Genomic DNA, 19,801 nt, shown 5'->3' with positions numbered 1-19,801 from the left:
GGCTCCCGCCTGCGCGGGAGCATGTTGCATTGTAAGGCGTTATACTTCCATGGCCATATTCAATCGCGATTCCGATGACGAAGTGGCGCGCGGCGCGCGCGCCATCGTCGTCCATGCCGAAACGCACAATGGGGCCAATTCCTCTATAGACCGCCGGGACAGCGACGCGCGGCTGGAGGAAGCGCGCGGGCTTGCCCTCGCGATCGGCATCGACGTGCGCGCGTCCCAGGCGTTTCGCGTGCGCGACCCCAAGCCCGCCACCTTGTTTGGCAGCGGACAGGTCGATCAGATCGCGACCCTGGCGCGGCAGGAGGAGGCCGACCTCATCATCGTCGACAACAGCCTGTCGCCGGTGCAGCAAAGCAATCTGGAAAAAGCCTGCGAGGCCAAGGTCATCGACCGGACCGGGCTGATCCTCGAAATCTTTGGCGAACGCGCCGCCACCAATGAAGGCCGGCTCCAGGTCGAACTCGCCCATCTCGATTATCAGGCGGGCCGGCTCGTGCGCAGTTGGACCCATCTTGAGCGGCAACGCGGCGGCTTCGGCTTCCTTGGCGGTCCGGGCGAAACCCAGATCGAAGCGGATCGCCGCATGATCCGCGACCGCATGGCCAAAATCCGCAAGGAACTGGATCAGGTCACCCGCACCCGCGGCCTGCATCGCGCCCGCCGCCAGCGCGCGCCTTGGCCGGTGATCGCACTCGTCGGCTATACCAACGCCGGAAAATCCACGCTTTTCAACCGGATGACCGGGGCTGACGTCATGGCGGAAGACTTGCTCTTCGCCACGCTCGATCCTACTATGCGCCAGATCGCCCTGCCGGGCCTGGACAAGGCGATCCTGTCCGACACCGTCGGCTTCGTATCCGATCTGCCCACGCAATTGATCGCCGCGTTCCGCGCGACGCTGGAGGAGGTGCTGTCGGCCGACCTCATCGTCCATGTCCGCGACATCGCCCATCCCGATAGCGATGCGCAGCGCGACGATGTGCTCGACGTGCTGGGCGAACTGGGCGTTGCCGGCGAAGCGGCGCTGGATCGTGGGGTAGGGGATCCGGATGCGCCGCCGATCCTGGAGGCCTGGAACAAGCTCGACCTGCTCAGCGAAGAAAACGCCGCGCTCGCCCGCGAAACCGCGTCCCGACGCGATGATGTCGTGATCCTCTCTGCCTTGACCGGGCAAGGGGTGGACATGCTCCAGCGCACCATCAGCGACTGCATGACCCGCGGCGCGAAAGTCTATGGCCTGCGCGTGCCCGTGTCGGACGGCGCCACGGTCGCCTGGCTCCACGAACATGGCGAAGTCCTGTCGACCATCGTCGAAGATGAGGAAAGCCGCGTTGATGTCCGCCTGTCGGACGCCGCCTTCGCCCGCTACGCAAAGCGAAGCGAAGGCTAGTCTCGGCGCGGCTTCTTTACGCCAGCGCCTTTTCAACCACGGCGATGGCCTGATCCAGCGGCTTGGCGCGGTCGCAATCGCTACCGCATTTTTCCTGCTGGTTGCGCAGCTTGCCCAATATGTCCTGCGCGGCGTCGCGGTTGCCCAGGCGAATTTCCGCCAGCGCCAGCCCTGACATCGCACCGGGATAGCCGTTCCGCCCGCGATACAAGCTTTGTTCGAAATATCGCCGCGCGCCCGTCGCATCGCCCAGCCCAAGTCTGGCGACACCCTTGAGGAACCGGACCTGCCGGCTGCTCGTCCTGCCGACCAGGTTCGTCAGCACACCGTCGGCCTGCGCATAGTTGCCCGATGCGATCAGACGCTGCGCGCGGCTCACATCGTTATACGCACCGCCATTGACGCTACGGAAATTATCGGGACAATAGCCGGTGATCGGGCCGCTCATCGGCGTTGGAAAGTTGGTGGTAATACCGCTAATGCCGTGATTTTGAGCATAGGCGGGAGCGGCTATGGCGGCGCATAAGGGCAGAAGGATCGTCAAACGCATGGCTTTTCCTCCATCTTTATAAGAAAAAGCTATAATCGGTGCAGGACCTTGTCAAATATAAGTTTCAAGTCCGAACCTTATCCAGCTCATGTCTTTGCCCGTGAAACAGGGGGCCTTCAGGCGGATTTTTCCTGCTGCTTGGCGCGCTGCCACAGCGCTTCCTTATCATCCAAGGCCAAGGACGCGAAGCGATTGCCCGCCATGCCCTCCATGGCGCGAAAACGGCGATCGAACTTCCTGTTCGCCTTGCGCAGAGCCGTTTCGGGGTCAACTTTCAGATGGCGTGCGAAGTTGACCACGGCGAACAACAGGTCGCCAATCTCTTCCTCACGCTCATCCTGCGTGGCCGCTTCACGCACTTCGTCCAGTTCCTCGATGATCTTGTCGATCACGCGGACCGTGTCGGGCCAGTCGAAGCCTGTGCGGGCGGCGCGCTTCTGCAATTTTTCGGCGCGCAGCAGTGCGGGCAGGGCGATCGCGACTCCGGCCAGCGCACTGGGATCCGGCTCCTTCTCCGCGCGCTCGGCCGCCTTGATCGTTTCCCATTGGGCATGGCCATCCTCGCGCCGCGCGCCTTCCGCAAAGACATGGGGATGACGACGGATCATCTTTTGCGTGATGCCGTCGATCACATCCTGCATCGCAAAATGCCCGGCCTGTTCAGCGATCCGGCTGTGGAAAGCGACCTGAAGCAGCAGATCGCCCAATTCGTCGCGCAACGCATCCATGTCCGCGCGTTCGATCGCGTCCGCCACCTCATAGGCTTCCTCGATCGTATAGGGTGCGATCGATGCGAAATCCTGCTCGATGTCCCAGGGGCATCCGGTGTCGGGATCACGCAACCGCGCCATGACGTCGGCAAGCGGCATGATGTCGGCGGGGCTGGCTTTGCTCATATCGGACCTGATCGCTGTGGAAGGCTGGCCGTGCGATAGGGCGTACGCACGTCTCTGGCCAGTCCAATATAAGTACGATAATATATATTATGTTAAAAATATGCTGTCGCCGCGATCGCGTACAGCTGTCCAACTCGCCGTCGCATTCGCAACGCATCTGCCCTTCAATCCTCGCGGATCAGGCTGTGCTTGGCCGTGTCGCGCATCTTCACATAGACGATCAGCGATATGGCGATCATCACCGTGACATAGATATAGAATGCCTGCTCCACGCCCGCCTGCTTGAACCACAACGCAACCAGTTCCGCCGTTCCACCGAACAGCGTATTCGCCAGCGCGTAAGGCAGCGCCACGCCCAGCGCCCGGATATGCGCGGGAAACAGTTCGGCCTTCACCACCGCGTTGATCGACGTATAGCCGGTCACGATCACAAGGCCGGCCATCACCAGCAGCCCCGCGACCAGCGGGTCTTTCGTCACCGCCAGCGTCGCGAAGATCGGATAAGTGCACAGGACGCCCATGACGCCAAAGCCGATCATCAGCGGCTTGCGCCCGATCCGGTCGGACAAGGCGCCCGCGACCGGCTGCAACAGCATGAAGACAAACAGCGTCGCCGCATTGATCTGCGACGCGACTTCGCGGCTCAGGCCGCTGGTATTGACCAGGAACTTCTGCATGTAGATGCTGTAGGCGTAGAAGGCGATCGTGCCGCCCGCCGTCAGCAGCATCACCGTCAGCGTCTCGCGCGGATGGTTGGTGATGAGTTCCACGAACCCCGATTTCGGCGCGCCCGCCGCCTTGGCCACCGCAAAGCTCTGCGTCTCGGCCAGCCCGCGCCGCAGCCAGAACACGATAACCGCCAGCAGCCCGCCGATGAAGAAGGGTATGCGCCATCCCCAGGCGTCGAGTTGCGCTTCGGTCAGCGTCGCCTGCAACAGCAAAAGCACGCAGATCGCGACCAACTGCCCCGCGATCAGCGTCACATATTGGAAGCTGGAAAAGAAGCCGCGCCGGTTCTTCCCTGCCATTTCCGACAGATAGGTCGCGCTCGCGCCATATTCGCCGCCGATCGACAATCCCTGCATCAGCCGCGCCAGCACCAGCATCAGCGGCGCGGCGACTCCGATCGTTTCATAACCCGGCGTCACCGCGATCAGCAGCGACCCCGCGCACATCAGCGCCACTGACAGCGTCAGGCCGCTCTTGCGCCCATGGCGGTCGGCATAGACGCCCATCAGCCATGCCCCGATTGGCCGCATCAGGAAGCCGACGGCGAAGATGCCCGCCGCGCTCAGCAGTTGCGCTGTGCGATCCTCGCTAGGGAAGAAATGCGGCGCGAAATAGAGAGTGAAGGCGGCGTAGGCATACCAGTCATACCATTCCACCAGATTGCCGGTGGACCCGCCGATAATGGCCTTGAGCCGCTGGGCCTGCGTCGGCGCGCCCGTCTCGATCGAAGCGATCATGGCGTCAGCACCATGGCGCCGTCTTGGACGCCCCAGCTTTTCAGGCGCGACAGCATGTTCATGCCGATGACATTGACCTCCCCAAATGTGGGTGACACGACCACGGGAAGATCGCTTGTCGAAATGGGACCGATAGATAGCGTGGCGATGCTCGACCGCTTGGCCGACACCTTGCCGTTGGCGGTGGTCATGATGACGCCCGGTTCGCCGACATCATAGTTCAGGCCGGCGGCGCGCGCCGTATTTTCGGACAGGGCGGTGATCGTCGCGCCGCTGTCGATCAGGAAACGGGCGGTCGTGCCGTTGATCGACGCCTCGACCCAATAATGGCCGTCCGGCGCGACCGGGATGCGCAGCGCCTGCCCCTCGGTCCGCGCCCTGGGCAGCGCCGCCGGCGCTTCGTCTGGGGCGACGACGTCCCCCTCCTCCGCCCAGCGTCCGGTCAGATACCCCTGGCTCTGGCCGAATTTGAACAGGCCGAGCAGCCCGGCGAAGATCGCGACCCACAGCAACGCCATGCGCAACAGGCTGCCCCAGGCCATGTGCCGCCCGACCAGCGCGGACCCGACCAGGACGAGCGCCAGCACATACCAGATGGTCGATGCCGCCTGATCCGTGCCGTCCATCAGGCCCGCTGCTCGTTCGCATCCAGTTGCACCACCATGCCGTCATAGCCCGGCTCGACGCCCTTGGGCAGCGTGCGACACAATGTCGCATAATCCATGCTCTGGTCCATATGGGTCAGGATCGCGCGGCCGGGCCGGGTGGCCGCGATGCCATCCAGCGTCAGCGCCAGATGCGGATGAGTCGGATGCGGCTTGGTCCGCAATGCATCCACAACCCAGATGTCCAGCCCGTCATACAGCGCCAGCATGTCCGGCGTCAGCGCATGGAAATCCGTGGCATAGCCGACCGACCGACCGCCATGGCTGAAGCGAAATCCGGTGGAAAAAATGTCGCCATGGGGCTGGTCGACGCAGGCGATGTCGATGTCGCCGATCCGCAACCCGTCGGGTAGGATATGAGGCTGGATCGTCGGGTGGTAACCGTTGCGCCCCTCAAAGGCATAGGCAAATCGTTCCGACAGCAGCTTGAGCGTCTGCGCTCGTGCATAGCCGGGAACGGGCGTGCGGCGATGATGGAAGAGCTGGCGGACGTCGTCGATGCCATGGCTGTGGTCGGCATGGTCGTGCGTCCACAATATCGCATCGATCTGGATGACGTCGGCGGCCAGCAACTGCGCGCGCATGTCGGGCGAGGTATCCACCAGAATGCGCGTGGTCGGGCTTTCCACCAGGATGGACACGCGCGTCCGCCGGTTCTTCGGCTCGGCGGGATCGCATGTCCCCCAGTCATTGCCGATCCGCGGCACCCCGGACGATGTGCCGCTGCCCAGGATCGTGAGCGTCAGGCTCATGCGACCTTGCTGAACAAGGCGCGGAAATTGGCGGAGGTCGCCGCCGCGAGTTCTTCAATGCTCTCGCCGCGCAGATTGGCCAGGAATTTGGCGGTGTCGGCAACGAAGGCGGGTTCGCACGGTCGTCCGCGATGCGGCACCGGCGCCAGGAAGGGCGAATCCGTCTCCACCAGCAACCTGTCGAGCGGCAGCCGCGCCGCCGTCTCCTGCAAATCCTTCGCGCTCTTGAACGTCACGATGCCCGAAATGCTGATGTAGAAGCCCAGTGCCATCGCCGCATCGGCAAAGGCGCCGCTGGCGGTGAAGCAATGGATAACGCCGGTGAAGCTGCCCTGCCCCATCTCGTCGCACATGATGCTGAGCGTATCCTCCTCCGCATCGCGGGTATGGACGATCAGCGGCAGGCCGGTGTCCCGCGCCGCGACGATATGCGACCGGAAGCTCTTCTGCTGCCGATCGCGGTCGCTATGGTCATAATAATAGTCGAGGCCCGTCTCGCCGATGCCGGCCACGCGGGGATGCGCCGCCCTCTCCACCAGCTTGGCGGTGTCGATATGGGGATGTTCGTCCGCCTCATGCGGGTGGATGCCGACCGTCGCCCATACGTCCGGCTCGCGGATCGCGGTGCCCAGCACATCGTCCCACTCGCTTTCGCGCGTCGCGATATTGAGCATCAGGTCGACGCCAGCGGCCCGCGACCGTTCCAGCACATTGGCCTGATCCTCGATCAAGCCCTTGTAATTGAGGTGACAATGGCTGTCGATCAGCATGGGATCAGGCGACCTCCGCCGGCAGTTCGAGGCGCGGGAACAGCGGCTTGGGCGCGGCCAGCACGAAATCGCTCTCCGCCAGCGCCGAATACCAATGATCGCCGATCGCGTCATAGCTGCGCTTGTCCTGCGGTACGCCCATATGATCCAGCAGCGCGCTCGCGCTCGCCGGGATGACCGGCAGGATGCCGACCGCCAGTTGGGCGATGGCGATATAGAGGGTCGCCAGCACCGTCTCCATCCGCTCGGCATCGGTCTTGCGCAACGCCCATGGCGCCTGCGCATCGATATATTGGTTGCAGGCGAAACAGGCGCGCAACCATGCCTCGATCGCCACGCTGGGCGCCAGTTCGGCGAAGGCGGCGGGCATGTCGGTGCGGATCGTCTTGTCGAGCAGCGCGAGCAACTCCCCATCAGCCGCATCATGACCGTGGATCATGGGCAGGCGGCCATCCAGATTCTTCGCGATAAAGCTCAACGTCCGCTGCGCCAGATTGCCGAAGGCATTGCCCAGATCGCTGTTGGAGCGCTGGACGATCGCTTCCGCGCTATAACTGCCATCATTGCCGAAGGTCACTTCGGACAGCAGGAAATAGCGCAACTGATCCACGCCGAAGCGATCGGCCAATTCCATCGGATCGGCGACATTGCCGACCGACTTGGACATTTTCTCGCCCCGGTTGAGCAGGAAGCCGTGACCGAAGACCTGTTTGGGCAAAGGGAGGTTCGCGCTCATCAGGAAAGCCGGCCAATAGACCGCATGAAAACGCACGATATCCTTGCCGATAATATGCGTGATATCGCCGCCCTCGGCCCAATAGCGCGCCATCCGATCGGCATCGTCAGGATAGCCGCAGCCGGTGAGGTAATTGGTCAGCGCATCGACCCACACATACATGACATGGCCGTCCGATCCCGGCACCTTCACGCCCCAATCGAAACTGGTGCGCGATACGCTGAGGTCCGACAGGCCACCTTCGACAAAGCGCAAAATTTCGTTGCGGCGGCTGTCAGGCCGGATGAAATCGGGCTGGCTTTCATAGAGCGCCAGCAACCGGTCCTGATAGGCCGACAGGCGGAAGAACCAGCTCTCTTCGACCGTCCATTCGACCGGCGTATTCTGGGGCGACAGCTTGACGCCCCCCTCCCCGTCGGTGATTTCCTTCTCGTCGTAAAAAGCTTCGTCGCGGACCGAATACCAGCCTTCATAGCGGCCCAGATACAGGTCGCCATTGGCCTCCATCGCCTGCCAGATCGCCTGGCTGGCGCGATGATGATCCGGCTCGCTGGTGCGGATGAAACGATCATGGCTGATATTCAGCCTCTCGTTCATCACCTTGAAATAGCCCGCCATTTCATCAGCCAGTTCACGCGGTTCGATGCCGCGGTCGCGCGCCGTCTGGGCCATTTTCAGCCCATGTTCGTCGGTGCCGGTCTGAAAGAAGACGTCGCGGCCCATCATCCGCTGGAACCGGGCGACCGCATCGGTGGCGATCACTTCATAGGCGTGGCCGATATGCGGACGGCCATTGGGATAGGAAATGGCGGTGGTGATGGTGAAGGGCTTGGACATGGCCTCTCCCTAGCCGCTGATCCGCGCCCCGCAAAGCCGCTTTATGCGCGCTCTTGCGCCAGCGCCGCGACATGCCCGGCCAGTTCGAAAACCACCCCCGCCGGATCGAGCGACAGGATCACCGCGCCACCCGCCAGATGCCGGGCCTTTTCCCAATGGTCCAGCGCCGTGCCCAGCGCCGGTCCATGGCGAGTCCGCGCCGCCTGCGCGATGAAGGCGGGCGCGCGTTCCAGAAAGGCTTCATAGCGCGGCTTGGCGGATTTCAGCGCCAGCGCCTTGGCCAACGCCAGCCGCTGGCGATTGCCCGGATCGCCCTGCGTCGCCAGCGCGGTCAGCGCCTGTTCGATCTCCGACAGGTTCAGGCCCGCATAGCGCAGCGCCTGCCCCGGCGATCCCTCGCCCGCACGCACCAGCGCATCCATTTCCTGCGGCGACAGCGTATCGTCCGTCGCTTTCAGCACCGTACGCATCGTCGCCGCATCCAGCGGATCGAAGCGCAACGTGCGGCAGCGCGACCGGATCGTCGGCAGCAATCGCCCCGGCGCATGGCTGACCAGCAGGAATACCATGTCCGCCGGGGGTTCCTCCAGCGTCTTGAGCAGCGCATTGGCCGCGCCCCGCTCCAGATCGTCGGCGCTGTCGACCACCACCAGACGGCGTGGCGACAGCGACGGGGCCGACTGGGTCAGCCGTTGCAATCCCCGCACCTGATCGACACTGATGTTGCGTGCGGTGACGCCATCCTTTTCCAGCGGCGCCAGTTCGGCATAGTCGGGATGCGCGGACGCTTCGATCATGCGACGGGTCTGGTGGTTTTCCGGGACGGACAGCCCCTCCGCATCGATCGACGGCCCGGCGGCCTCGGCCAGCAGCCGCATCGCCAGCGCGCGCGCGAAACTGCCCTTGCCTATGCCCCTGGGACCGGAAAGAATCCAGCCATGATGCATCCGTCCGCTCTGCGCGGCGGCCATCAGCGTGCGGGCCTGCGCGTCATGGCCCAACAACAAAATGGTCATGGCAGCAAGTCTTCGATCGCGTCGAGCAGCCGCAGCGTTACGATCTCGGCCGGGCCGGAGGCGTCGATCGCATGGACGCGCGCGCCTTCCTCCAGCGCGAAGCGGCTGAAGGCATCGGCCACGGCGCGGTGGAAATCGCTCGCCCGCCCGCCGATCCGGTCTTCGGCATCGCCGTCGCGCGCCTTGGCCCGCCCAGTCGCCTCGCCTTCGGGCAGCGTGAGCAGCAAGGTGCGATCGGGCAAAAACCCGTCGCTGCCGATCCGATGGAGCGTCAATATATCGGCGTCGGTCAACGCGCCCTGCCCCTGATAAGCGCGGCTCGAATCGAGAAACCGGTCGGACAGCACCCAAGCGCCCCGCGCCAGTGCCGGACGTATCGTCTTTTCGATATGATCGGCCCGCGCCGCCGCGAAAAGCAGCGCTTCGGCGCGCGCGCTCCAGCGATCGGCGCCGCCGGTCAGCAGCAGCGCTCGGATCGCCTCCGCCCCTTCGCTGCCGCCCGGCTCGCGTGTTTCGACCACGTCCTGCCCGCGCGCGCGCAGGGCTGCGGCCAGCGCGCGCAACTGTGTCGATTTGCCCGCGCCCTCGCCGCCTTCCAGCGTGATGAACCGCCCTGCTATCAAGCGAAGAGCGACTTCATGCCGTTCCACAGCCGGCCGAAAAAGCCCGCTTCCGCGACATCTTCACCGGCGACCAGCGGCATGATCTGCGGCGGGGTGTCCGGTGTCTGAACGATCATCTGGGCGATCTGCTGGCCCTTGGCGATCGGCGCCTTGATCGGGCCGGTATAGACCACCTTCACCTGCACATTGGCTGACGCCGTGCCCGGCAGGGTCACGGCCAAATTCTGCGGCGCGACCAGCGATACGCTCGTCGCGCTGCCCAATTGCACGGTCGCCGTTTCGACCTTCTGGCCCTTCTTGAACAGCGGCTGCGCCTTCCACGCCTTGAAGCCCCAATCCATGAAGCGGACCGATTCGCTGATGCGGCCGTTAAAGCTGGTCAAGCCAGCGATGACCATCACCAGACGGCGACCATTCTGCTCTGCCGATCCGGTAAAGCCGAAGCCCGCCTCTTCGGTATGACCAGTCTTCAAGCCGTCGGCTCCGTCGATCTTGCCCAGGATAGGGTTGCGATTGCCCTGCGCAATGTCCGCGCCGCCCATCGTCTTGCCCCAGGTGAAGGACCGGGTGGCGTAGAATTTCTTGTAGAGGTCGGGCGTTTCCTCGATCGTCGCCTGCGCCAGCTTGGCCAGGTCCTCGGCGGTGACATAGGTCACGCCTTCATCCGGCCAGCCATTGCTGGTGCCGAAATGGCTGTTTTTCAGGCCCAACCGCTTGGCTTCTTCGTTCATCGCGGCGACGAAGGCCTGTTCGGTGCCGGAAATCCCCTCCGCCAGCACGACGCAGGCGTCATTGCCCGACAGGGTGACGATGCCGTGTAGCAGATTTTCGACCGACACCTGCTCGCCGACGGACAGGAACATGGTCGATCCGGCCTGCGGGCCATGCCATTGCTTCCAGGTTTCCGGGCGCACGGTGAATTTGGTGTCGAGTTTCAATTCGCCTTTTTGGATCAGACGGAAGGCGACATGCGCCGTCATCATCTTCGCCATGGAAGCGGGCGGTATCCTCGTCTCGCCGCCCTTGTCGTACAGCACCGCGCCCGACGACAGATCCTTCATATAAGCGATCGGCGCTTCGGTGGTGTAGGGCGGTGCGGCGGCGATCAGCGGCTGGGCCAGCAGCCCGACGGCAAGGAGGACTGCAACGCTTTTCTTCATGGGACAACTGCCTTCGGACAAGTGGAATCGCTCTTCAACTGCGACGTCTATCGCGCGTCATTAGCCATGATACGGCTATTCTCAAAGCCTTTGGCGGCCGCGTGGCGAACTCCGGTCTGCGCCGCCTGCTGCGTGGCATAGGGGCCAAGCCGCACGCGCCATATGCCGTCACCCGACGCGACGTGCGCGCCCAGCCTCTTTGCGAGCGAATCAGCGCGAGCCTGCGAGGAGAAGGCCCCGACCTGCACCACATAGCCGCCGGTCGTGGGCGGCGCGGGCGTCGGCCTGGGCGCTGGCTTGGCTGGTTGCGCGACGAGTTTGGGCGCGGGCGTGTCGAAATCCGCGCCAGGGCGGCCGGCGCTGACAGGCTTGGCCGCAGCCGGCCTGGGCTTTGCCGCAGCCATGCGTGTGGACGCTGCTGGCCGCACCGGACCGAGCTTCTCCCGCAGCACCTTTAGCAAGGCGGCGGGCGTTTCCAACCGTTCGGCCGCCTGGCCGTGGCCGCGCAGCACCGCGCGTTCCTGATCGGGCGGATTGACCCGCCGCACCCGCACCGCCGCTATCCCCGCGACGCCCAGTTGCGCGGCCGCGCCCGGCGTCAGCGCGATCAACTGGTCGTTGCGCATCGGTCCGCGATCATTGACCCGCACCAGGATCGTCCGCCCGCTGTCCAGCGCCGTCACCTCGACATAGCTGGGCAAGGGCAAGGTCTTGTGCGCCGCCGTGATGGCGGAAGGCATGAACGCCTCGCCCGTTGCGGTCGAACCGCCCCGACTGCCATCCTCGATGGCGCCGGCATAGCCGACCTCGTCATAGGAGGCGGGATCGGCCGGCGTGTATGTGACGCCACCCACCGCATAAGGCGGCTCCAGCGGGATCGGCGTATCGCCTGCCATAGCGACCGAACCGGCCTGCTGCGGCTGCGCCGCACACGCGCCTCCTCCGATCAGCGCCAGCATTATGGCGGTCCCGAACAGCCCCTTATTGTTTAACAGCATCCGCCAGCAATCCCACCGACAAGGCATAGAAGTTGGAGCAATTATAATCCAGGATCGCCCGATAATTGCCGGTCAGCAGATAGGCGGTCTTGCCCGGCCCATCGGGTTCCAGCAGCGTCGCCAGCATATTGTCCGCGGGCCACACGCCATTGGCGGGAAACAGCCCCAGCTTGCGCCATTCCGCCATAGTCAGCCAGCGGCTGTGCCGGTTGAACACCCGCGGGCACCGCGCTGGCTCGGTCTTGGCCGCCACGGCGGCGCGGTTGAAGCTTGCCGGCACATTGACCGCCACGCCCCAGGGCTGGCCCTTGCGCCATCCCGACTGGACGAAATAATTGGCGATCGACGCCAGCGCATCGGCCTCGCTGGTCCAGATGTCCGCCTTGCCGTCCCCGTCGCCATCCTTGGCGAGGCGCAGATAGACCGACGGCAGGAATTGCGGATAACCCGTCGCCCCGGCCCAACTGCCGACCAGCCGGCTCCGCGGCACGCCATTGTCCAGCATCTTGAGCGTAGCGAGCAATTCCGGCTCGAACAGCGCGCGCCGCCGCCCTTCATGCGCCAGCGTCGCGAGCGACCGGATCAGGTCGAAATCGCCGGTATAACTGCCATAATTGGTTTCATGGCCGTAGATGGCGACCATGATCTCTTCCGGTACGCCCGTCTCCGCCTCGATCCGGGCCAGGCGCGCCCGGTTCGCCTGATAGACGGTCCGCCCCCGGCCGATCCGCGCCGCATCGACATGCTGGCGACGATAGGGTTCGAAATTGGGGATGGGCGAATAGGCGCCGCCGCCGGGCTGGCTCTGGTCGAGTTGAACGACGCGTGGATTGATGGTCAGCGATGGAAAAACACTGTCCAGCGTCGCGTCGCTTATGCCCATGGCCCGCGCCTTGGGCCGCAGGCTTTCCAGATAGGCCCGGAAATCCGCCCCCTCCTGCGCCTGTGCCGGCCCCACGGCCATGCCTCCGGCGGCGATGGTGGCAAGGCCCAGCAAAAAAGACAGGACGGGTGAACGCAAAGAATCCCTCATGCCCCCGTTGTTGCACAGGCGGGGCGGCAGGTGAATCCCCTTAATGCTCGGTCGGGTCGCTTAAGGCGACGAACGGAGAAAGCGACGATTTCCACTTGGCATCGCCGCCCGGCGCGCTAGGAAGCGAGCCAACGGAAGTGTGGCCGAGTGGTTTAAGGCAGCGGTCTTGAAAACCGCCGTGGGTGTAAGCTCACCGTGGGTTCGAATCCCACCGCTTCCGCCAAATGCTGTCGGCTATCGTCGGGAGTTGCAGCCGCGTCTGAACTTCGTACCTTGATGGCTGGCGCACATGTCCATGTGCTGGGCTCTGCACCGGGAGCCTGCCTCCCTACCGGCCCCGCGCCCTATGTGCTGATGGCCGTCAACGGCAGCTTCCTGCCCTGGCCGACCCTGGTCCCTGACGTCGTGCTGCTCAACGGACATACCGTCGTGTCTGATAATCCGGCGCAGCAGATGACGCGCAGCCTGATGCGCGGCCGACATGCGACGCATGTGCTGGCCATCGCCGACATGGCCAGCCTCGACGCTTTCGCTACGATTGGCCTGGGCTGGGATTCGATAGAGGCAATGGACCGCGCGGCCCGGCAAAGGGCCTGCGAGCAGGCGACAGGGCTGCGCTTTCGCGGTGATCGCGGCGATCGCATCCCTTCGTCCGGCGTCACGGCCCTGTGCATCGCCATCGACGCTGGCGCCACGGGCGTGACATTTTCCGGCATCAGCATGGAAGGGGGGTATAGCTATGCGCCGGGCGATCATGCGCGCAAACATATCGACGTCGATCGGCGGGCGCTACAAGCGCTGGGCCTCAATCCAGACCAACTGGACCCCACCCTTATTCGACAGGTTCCAATCGGGACGGGCTGAATGGCCGGCTATGCCTATCCCCCCTCGCCATCCGTCCGCAGCCGATAGCCGATACCCGGTTCGTTGCCGATGATCCGCGGCCGTTGCGGATCGTCCTCCAGCTTGTGGCGCAGCGTGCGGACCAGCACGCGCAGATATTCGACATGATGCTCGACCTCGCGCGGCCACACCTGCGCCATGATCTGGCCATGGGTAATGACGCGGCCGGGGAATTTCGCCAACTGGACCAGCACGCCATATTCCTTGGGCGTCAGATGCACTTCATGGCCGCTCTTGCGCACCATCCGCGCCAGCAGGTCGATCTCCACATCGCCCGCCTTGACCGTCGACACCCCCCCCTCGCGCGTCAGCCGGTTGCGCAGCGCGACGCGCAGCCGCGCCAGCAATTCGTCGGTGTCGAACGGCTTGGTCAGATAATCGTCGGCGCCCAGATCCAGCGCCGCCACCTTCTGCTCGGTCGCCTCGCGCGCCGACACGACCACCAGCGTAGCGTCGGACCGCTGCTTGATCAGCGGCACCAGTTCCAGCCCGTCCCGATCGGGCAGGCCCAGGTCCAGGATGACGATATCGGGCGACGCCTCGTGCAGCAGGTCGAGCGCCGCGCGCGCATTTTGCGCCTCCACTGTCTCATAATCGGCACGGGCGAGCGCGCTGTGAATCAATCGACGGATATGCAGTTCGTCGTCGACGATCAGCACTTTATGGCGTGTGGTCATGGTCGCTCGTCCTGGGGCATGTCCTTGATTATGCAATCTTCGGGGATGCGGATGGTGAAACAGGCGCCCGGCGGATCAGCGGCATTGGCGGCCTGCGCGGTCGATCCCATGGCCTCGGCGAACCCCTTGACGATGGCGAGGCCCAGGCCGGTGCCATGTTTGGCGCGGTCGTTCCCCTCGATGCGGGTGAAACTGTCGAATAGCCGATATTCGGCGCCCGGCGGGATGCCCGGCCCCTGGTCGATCACCGACAGCAGCAGCGCGTCGGCGGTGCGAGCGCCGCGGATCGTGACGGGCGTGCCGGGATCGCCATAGCGCCCGGCATTGTCGAGCAGGTTGAGGAGGATATGGTGCAGCAACACCGGATCGACCCGGACCAGCGGAATGTCGGGCGGAATGTCGACCTTGACCTCTCGCCCGGCCAGCGTCTGGCGGCTGTCCTGCACCGCACTGGCGACAGCGTCGAACAGGTCGGTCGCCTCGATCCGCATCGGCAGCGCGCCGGCCTCGACCCGCGCCATGTCCAGCAGGTTGGCGACGAAGCGATTGAGCCGCAGCGCTTCCCCTTCGATCAGTTCGGCCAGCGGTAGAGCATGATCCCGGCGCAATTCCTGCGCCGCCGACAATATGGTGGTCAGCGGGGTGCGCAGGTCGTGACTGACCGACGACAGCAGCGCCGCGCGCAGCCGGTCGCGCTCGCGCACATGGCGCACGTCCAGCATCTGTTCTTCCAGCGCCATCCGATCGAGCGCGATCGCCGCTTGGTCGAGCAGGCTGATGAGCAGCGGCATCTGGTCGGGGCGCAGCGCCAGCCCGGCGTCGTCGCGCGCGATGCCAAGCACCCCCAGCACGCCCCGCTGGGTATGGAGCGGATGGAACAGCCAGTCGGACGCGGTCAGGGTCGATGATCCGCGGCCCGCGGGCTGGACATTGTCCATTGCCCATTGCGCCGCCGCCTTCTCGATCTGCTCCATCCGGTCTTCGGGCGGAAAGGCGGCGCGCAAGGTCGGCCCAACGGCGGACGAGGTCAGCAGCACGGTGCGCACGTCCAGCAACCGGGCGATTTCGGCGCAGACGCCCTGCATCAATTCCTCTTCGCTGGCCGCGACGGTCAGGTGGCGGGAAAAGCCCGCCAGCGCCGCATTCTGCCGCGCGCTCTCGCCCGCAAGATTGGCTTGCGCCCGCACACCCGCGGCAAATTGCGCGGTCACGATGGCGACGCCCAGCAGCACCAGGATGGAAATGATGTTTTCCGGGTTGCTGACGGTCAGCGTGCCGGTGGGCGGCAGGAAGAAAAAGTTATAGGCGAGGCTCGACGCCAGTCCGCCGAATAATCCCGCGCGCAAGCCATAGGAGGCCGCCGCGAACATGACGGGGACGAGGTAGAGCAAGGCGATATTGCCCAGGTCGATCGCTTCCACCATCAACCGGCCGATCGCCGTCATCGCCATGACCGCCAGCAAGGTCATGATGTAATCGGCTGGCTTGCTCCAGGGGCTCGCCATCGCCCTGGAACGGACCCGCACCGGCGCATCGTCGTCCGACGGCAGGACATGCACAGCCACCGATCCGGTATCGCGCACCAGCCGATCGACCACCGATCCGTGCCGCAGTTCGAACCACCAGGACCGGCTTGACTTGCCGATCACGATCTGGGTCGCACGCGCGTCGACCGCAAAGCGGCGCAGCCCTTCGACCACGTTGCGTGCGGGAATGCTGGCGGTCGCCGCCCCCAACCGAGACGCCAGCGCCAGCGTTTCAGCCAGGCCCTGCCGCTCCGCGTCGGACAGGATCGCGCTGCGCCGGGTTTCGATATGCACTGCGGTCCAGGGTGCCCGTAACGCATCGGCCAGCCGCTTGGCGGCGCGGACCAGCCCCGGCGCGCTCGGTTGCTCGCTGATCGCAACGACCACCCGCTCCCCCACCGCAAAGCTGCCGGCCAGCGCATGTGCGCGGACATATTCCAGCATCTGCGCATCCACCGCCTGCGCCGCGCGCCGCAGCGCCAGTTCGCGCAGCGCGGTCAGGTTCGATTTGGAAAAGAAATGGGTGAGCGCCCGGCTCGCTTCTTGCGGGATATAGACCTTGCCGTCCTTCAGCCGCTCGATCAGCTCGTCAGGGGGCAGGTCCACCACTTCGATCTCGGCATCCTCCAGAACACTGTCGGGCACCGTCTCGCGCACCCGGACGCGGGTGAAGGAGGCGACGACATCGTTCAGGCTTTCGAGATGCTGGATATTCAGCGTCGAATAGACGTCGATCCCCGCCGCCAGCAGTTCCTGGACATCCTGATAGCGTTTGGGATGACGGCTGCCCGGCGCATTGCTGTGCGCCAGTTCGTCCACCAGCGCCAATTGCGGCTGCCGCGCCAAAATGGCGTCGATGTCCATCTCGGTCAGGCTCTGATTCTGGTGCGGGACGATCCGGCGGGCGATCAGTTCATGCCCATGGACCAGCGCCTCCGTCTCGCGCCGGCCATGCGTCTCGACGATGCCGACCACCACGTCGCTCCCCGCCTTCGCGCGCTGCGTGCCTTCCGTCAGCATCTCATAGGTCTTGCCGACGCCGGGCGCGGAACCCAGGAAGATTTTCAGACGCCCGCGACCTTCCTGCGCGGCGGCGCGCAGAAAGGCTTCGGGGTCCGGGCGCGCTGTCTCGTTCACCGCGCCTGCTTAGCGCCAATCGCGTCCAGCCGTCGATTCAGTTCGAACAGATTGACGCGCGCATTGCCCAGGAAGCCCAGCAGCGGCCGGTCGACGCTGCCCGCTACCAGCGACCGGACCTGCCGTGGGTCCATGCCGCGCACCCTGGCGACGCGATCGACCTGATAAAAAGCCGCCTCTGGTCCGATATGGGGGTCCAGCCCGGAGGCGGAGGCCGTCACCAGATCGGACGGAACGGGGCGATCGGGTGTGGCAGTCTTATAACGGGCGATATCGGTCTTCACCCGGTCGACCAGCGCCTGGCTGGTGGCGCCAAGATTGGAGCCGGACGAGGCAAGGCCGTCATAGCCCTTGCCCGCCGCCGACGGGCGGCTGTGGAAATAGCGGTCGGACGTGAAGCCTTGGCCGACGATGGTGGAACCGATGACGACGCCCTTGTCGCGCACCAGGCTGCCATTCGCCTGGGCCGGGAAGATCGCCTGCCCCGCGCCGGTTAGCGTGAGCGGATAGGCGACGCCTAGCAGCAGCGCGAAGAGCAAGGTCATGACGAGCGCCGGACGTATGGCGGATTTCAGATCAGTCAGCATGTCAAAATCTCCGTTGTCGGGCGGTCAGGCGAGGCCGAGGCCGTTGACGACCATGTCGATCAGCTTGATCCCCACGAACGGCACGATCAGTCCACCCAGCCCATAAATGGCGAGGTTGCGCGCCAGCAGCGGCCCTGCGCCGATCGGCCGATATGTGACGCCCTTGAGCGCCAGCGGCACCAGGCAGGGGATGATGAGCGCATTGAAGATGATCGCGGACAGGATCGCGCTTTGCGCCGTGCCCAGCCCCATGACGTTTAGCACGCCAAGGCCGGGGTAGAGCGCCACGAACATGGCCGGGATAATCGCGAAATATTTCGCGACGTCATTGGCGACCGAAAAGGTGGTCAGCGCCCCGCGTGTCATCAGCAGTTGCTTGCCCAGCCCCACCACCTCGATCAGCTTGGTCGGGTCGCTGTCCAAATCGACCATGTTACCCGCCTCGCGCGCCGCCTGGGTGCCGGTGTTCATCGCGACGCCGACATCGGCCTGCGCCAGCGCCGGCGCGTCATTGGTGCCATCGCCGCACATCGCAACCAGCCGTCCGCCCTGCTGTTCCTTGCGGATCAGCGCCAGCTTGTCCTCCGGCGTCGCCTGCGCCAGGAAATCATCCACGCCTGCTTCGGCCGCGATCGATGCGGCGGTCAGTGGATTGTCGCCGGTGATCATGACGGTGCGAATGCCCATCTGCCGTAATTCGCCGAACCGCTCGCGGATGCCCGCCTTGACGATATCCTTCAGGAAGATCGCGCCCAGCAACCGGCCATCCTGCGCCACCGCCAGCGGCGTGCCGCCCGCGCGAGCGATCTCGTCGGTGATGCGGTGCAGTTCCATCTCTTCAGCAACCGGATTGTCGCCCAGAGCCTTGATGACCGAATCCACGGCGCCCTTGATAATCCGTGTGCCGCCTGTCTCGACGCCGGAAATGCGGGTCTGCGCGCTGAAGGGGATGATCTCCGCGCCTTGCGGCAGCGCCTGCGCCGTCTGGCCGAAGCGCTCGCGCGCCAGCAGCACGATCGACCGGCCTTCCGGCGTCTCGTCCGCAAGACTGGCGAGCAATGCGGCCTCCGCCAGTTGCGCCTGGCTGGCGCCGCCTACGGTGCGAAACTCGGTCGCCTGGCGGTCCCCTACGGTGATCGTGCCGGTCTTGTCGAGCAGCAGCACATCGATATTGCCCGCCGCTTCGACCGCCCGGCCCGACTTGGCCAGCACGTTGAACCGTACCAGCCGGTCCATGCCGGCAATGCCGATGGCGGACAGCAGCGCCGCGATGGTGGTCGGGATGAGTGTGATGAACAGCGCCGCCAGCACCGCGACCGGGATCGCCCCGCCGGCATAATGGGCAAAGCTGGGGATGGTCGCCACCGCGATCAGGAAGATGATGGTCAGGCCGACCAGCAGCAGCGTCAGCGCGATCTCGTTGGGCGTCTTCTGCCGCTCTGCCCCCTCGACCAGCGCGATCATCCGGTCGAGGAAACCCTGCCCCGGATTGACCGTCACCTGCACCTTGATTTGATCGGAAATGACACGGGTGCCCGCCGTTACGGCAGAACGATCGCCGCCCGCCTCGCGGATCACCGGCGCGGACTCGCCGGTGATGGCAGCTTCGTTGACCGAAGCGACGCCCCATATGACCTCGCCATCGGACGGGATCAGGTCGCCAGTCTCGACCAGCACGACGTCGCCCATCCGCAGCGCGCTGGCCGGGACGGCGTCAAAGGCCTCGCCGTCCTTCTTCAGCCGCTTGGCGGTCAGTTCGGCCTTGGTGGCGCGCAGCGAGGCCGCCTGCGCCTTGCCCCGCCCTTCGGCGAGCGCTTCGGCAAAGGTGCCGAACAACACCGTCAGCCATAGCCAGACGACCAGTTGCAGCTTGAAGCCAAGGGACAGGCTGTCCTGCCCCACCGCCAGCAGAATGGTGAGCAGCACCGCGACAATGGCGGTAGTGAACATCACCGGATTGCGGATCAGTTCGCGCGGGACAAGTTTGCGAAAGGCGTCGCCAACCGCAGGCAGGATCAGGTCGGCGGTGAAGAGCGATTTGGACGCAGTGCGTGCCATGAGGATGCTCCG

18 protein-coding genes and 1 tRNA gene are annotated in these 19,801 nt (G+C 64.9%); 3 read left to right on the top strand and 16 right to left on the bottom strand.

The genetic code is table 11. The annotated features are described in order from the left end of the window. Positions 1–49 precede the first annotated feature (49 nt). Complete coding sequence (gene hflX, locus V473_RS07415) at positions 50–1,399, top strand: GTPase HflX (protein ID WP_066602104.1); 1,350 nt, start codon at positions 50–52, stop codon at positions 1,397–1,399. 16 nt (positions 1,400–1,415) lie between these two features. On the opposite strand, the gene V473_RS07410 is transcribed toward hflX, so the two are convergent. The 12 genes from V473_RS07410 to V473_RS07355 form a co-directional block, all read right to left on the bottom strand. Continuing rightward, positions 1,416–1,949: a tetratricopeptide repeat protein gene (locus tag V473_RS07410; RefSeq protein WP_066602101.1), complete on the bottom strand. Its 534-nt coding sequence runs from the start codon at positions 1,947–1,949 to the stop codon at positions 1,416–1,418. Positions 1,950–2,065: 116 nt separating this feature from the next. Next, on the bottom strand, positions 2,066–2,845 hold the full coding sequence (mazG, locus tag V473_RS07405; RefSeq protein ID WP_066602098.1) for a nucleoside triphosphate pyrophosphohydrolase: 780 nt from the start codon (positions 2,843–2,845) through the stop codon (positions 2,066–2,068). A 164-nt stretch (positions 2,846–3,009) separates the two neighbouring features. Next, the gene (locus V473_RS07400) at positions 3,010–4,311 is read right to left on the bottom strand and encodes an MFS transporter (protein WP_066602094.1); all 1,302 of its coding nucleotides are present in this window, start codon (positions 4,309–4,311) and stop codon (positions 3,010–3,012) included. After that, the gene (locus V473_RS07395) at positions 4,308–4,937 is read right to left on the bottom strand and encodes a retropepsin-like aspartic protease family protein (protein WP_066602092.1); all 630 of its coding nucleotides are present in this window, start codon (positions 4,935–4,937) and stop codon (positions 4,308–4,310) included. The genes V473_RS07400 and V473_RS07395 overlap by 4 nt, the downstream gene beginning before the upstream one ends. Beyond that, positions 4,937–5,728, bottom strand: a complete 792-nt coding sequence (locus V473_RS07390) for an MBL fold metallo-hydrolase (protein WP_066602088.1) — start codon at positions 5,726–5,728, stop codon at positions 4,937–4,939. Before V473_RS07390 ends, V473_RS07395 begins: the two co-directional genes overlap by 1 nt. Continuing rightward, positions 5,725–6,498: a TatD family hydrolase gene (locus V473_RS07385; RefSeq protein ID WP_066602083.1), complete on the bottom strand. Its 774-nt coding sequence runs from the start codon at positions 6,496–6,498 to the stop codon at positions 5,725–5,727. The genes V473_RS07390 and V473_RS07385 overlap by 4 nt, the downstream gene beginning before the upstream one ends. Before the next feature lie 4 nt (positions 6,499–6,502). After that, positions 6,503–8,071: a methionine--tRNA ligase gene (gene metG, locus V473_RS07380; RefSeq protein WP_066602081.1), complete on the bottom strand. Its 1,569-nt coding sequence runs from the start codon at positions 8,069–8,071 to the stop codon at positions 6,503–6,505. 41 nt (positions 8,072–8,112) lie between these two features. Next, positions 8,113–9,087 (bottom strand): AAA family ATPase, encoded by a 975-nt coding sequence (locus V473_RS07375; RefSeq protein WP_066602079.1) that lies wholly within the window; start codon positions 9,085–9,087, stop codon positions 8,113–8,115. Then, complete coding sequence (gene tmk, locus V473_RS07370; RefSeq protein ID WP_066602077.1) at positions 9,084–9,710, bottom strand: dTMP kinase; 627 nt, start codon at positions 9,708–9,710, stop codon at positions 9,084–9,086. The genes V473_RS07375 and tmk overlap by 4 nt, the downstream gene beginning before the upstream one ends. Beyond that, on the bottom strand, positions 9,707–10,870 hold the full coding sequence (locus tag V473_RS07365) for a D-alanyl-D-alanine carboxypeptidase family protein (protein WP_066602075.1): 1,164 nt from the start codon (positions 10,868–10,870) through the stop codon (positions 9,707–9,709). The genes tmk and V473_RS07365 overlap by 4 nt, the downstream gene beginning before the upstream one ends. Before the next feature lie 47 nt (positions 10,871–10,917). Next, positions 10,918–11,868: an RlpA-like double-psi beta-barrel domain-containing protein gene (locus V473_RS07360; protein ID WP_082679004.1), complete on the bottom strand. Its 951-nt coding sequence runs from the start codon at positions 11,866–11,868 to the stop codon at positions 10,918–10,920. Continuing rightward, positions 11,852–12,901, bottom strand: coding sequence for a lytic murein transglycosylase (locus V473_RS07355; protein WP_066602072.1), 1,050 nt, complete (start codon positions 12,899–12,901; stop codon positions 11,852–11,854). The genes V473_RS07360 and V473_RS07355 overlap by 17 nt, the downstream gene beginning before the upstream one ends. Positions 12,902–13,034: 133 nt before the next feature. On the opposite strand from V473_RS07355, the gene V473_RS07350 reads away from it, so the two are divergent. Both V473_RS07350 and V473_RS07345 read left to right on the top strand, forming a co-directional pair. Continuing rightward, positions 13,035–13,124: transfer RNA gene (locus V473_RS07350), tRNA-Ser, on the top strand. A gap of 53 nt (positions 13,125–13,177) precedes the next feature. Continuing rightward, entirely contained in the window at positions 13,178–13,765 is a 588-nt protein-coding gene (locus V473_RS07345; RefSeq protein ID WP_148648341.1) for a hypothetical protein, read from the top strand. 14 nt (positions 13,766–13,779) lie between these two features. On the opposite strand, the gene V473_RS07340 is transcribed toward V473_RS07345, so the two are convergent. Genes V473_RS07340 through kdpB form a run of 4 tightly spaced genes read right to left on the bottom strand, consistent with a single transcriptional unit; the run spans position 13,780 to position 19,789 of the window. After that, the gene (locus tag V473_RS07340; protein ID WP_066602060.1) at positions 13,780–14,481 is read right to left on the bottom strand and encodes a response regulator; all 702 of its coding nucleotides are present in this window, start codon (positions 14,479–14,481) and stop codon (positions 13,780–13,782) included. Continuing rightward, complete coding sequence (locus V473_RS07335) at positions 14,478–17,144, bottom strand: sensor histidine kinase (RefSeq protein WP_066602058.1); 2,667 nt, start codon at positions 17,142–17,144, stop codon at positions 14,478–14,480. Before V473_RS07335 ends, V473_RS07340 begins: the two co-directional genes overlap by 4 nt. Further along, positions 17,141–17,731 carry a potassium-transporting ATPase subunit KdpC gene (gene kdpC / locus V473_RS07330; RefSeq protein WP_066602055.1) on the bottom strand — a complete coding sequence of 197 codons (591 nt, stop codon included), beginning with the start codon at positions 17,729–17,731 and terminating at the stop codon, positions 17,141–17,143. The genes V473_RS07335 and kdpC overlap by 4 nt, the downstream gene beginning before the upstream one ends. Before the next feature lie 24 nt (positions 17,732–17,755). Further along, entirely contained in the window at positions 17,756–19,789 is a 2,034-nt protein-coding gene (gene kdpB / locus V473_RS07325; protein ID WP_066602051.1) for a potassium-transporting ATPase subunit KdpB, read from the bottom strand. Positions 19,790–19,801: the final 12 nt, after the last annotated feature.

Origin of the sequence: Sphingobium cupriresistens LL01 (assembly GCF_001046645.1) — a bacterium.
Classification (GTDB): Bacteria; Pseudomonadota; Alphaproteobacteria; order Sphingomonadales; family Sphingomonadaceae; genus Sphingobium; species Sphingobium cupriresistens.
The sequence above is the reverse complement of the archived record's forward strand: the minus strand, read 5'-3'. Positions and strand labels throughout refer to the sequence as shown.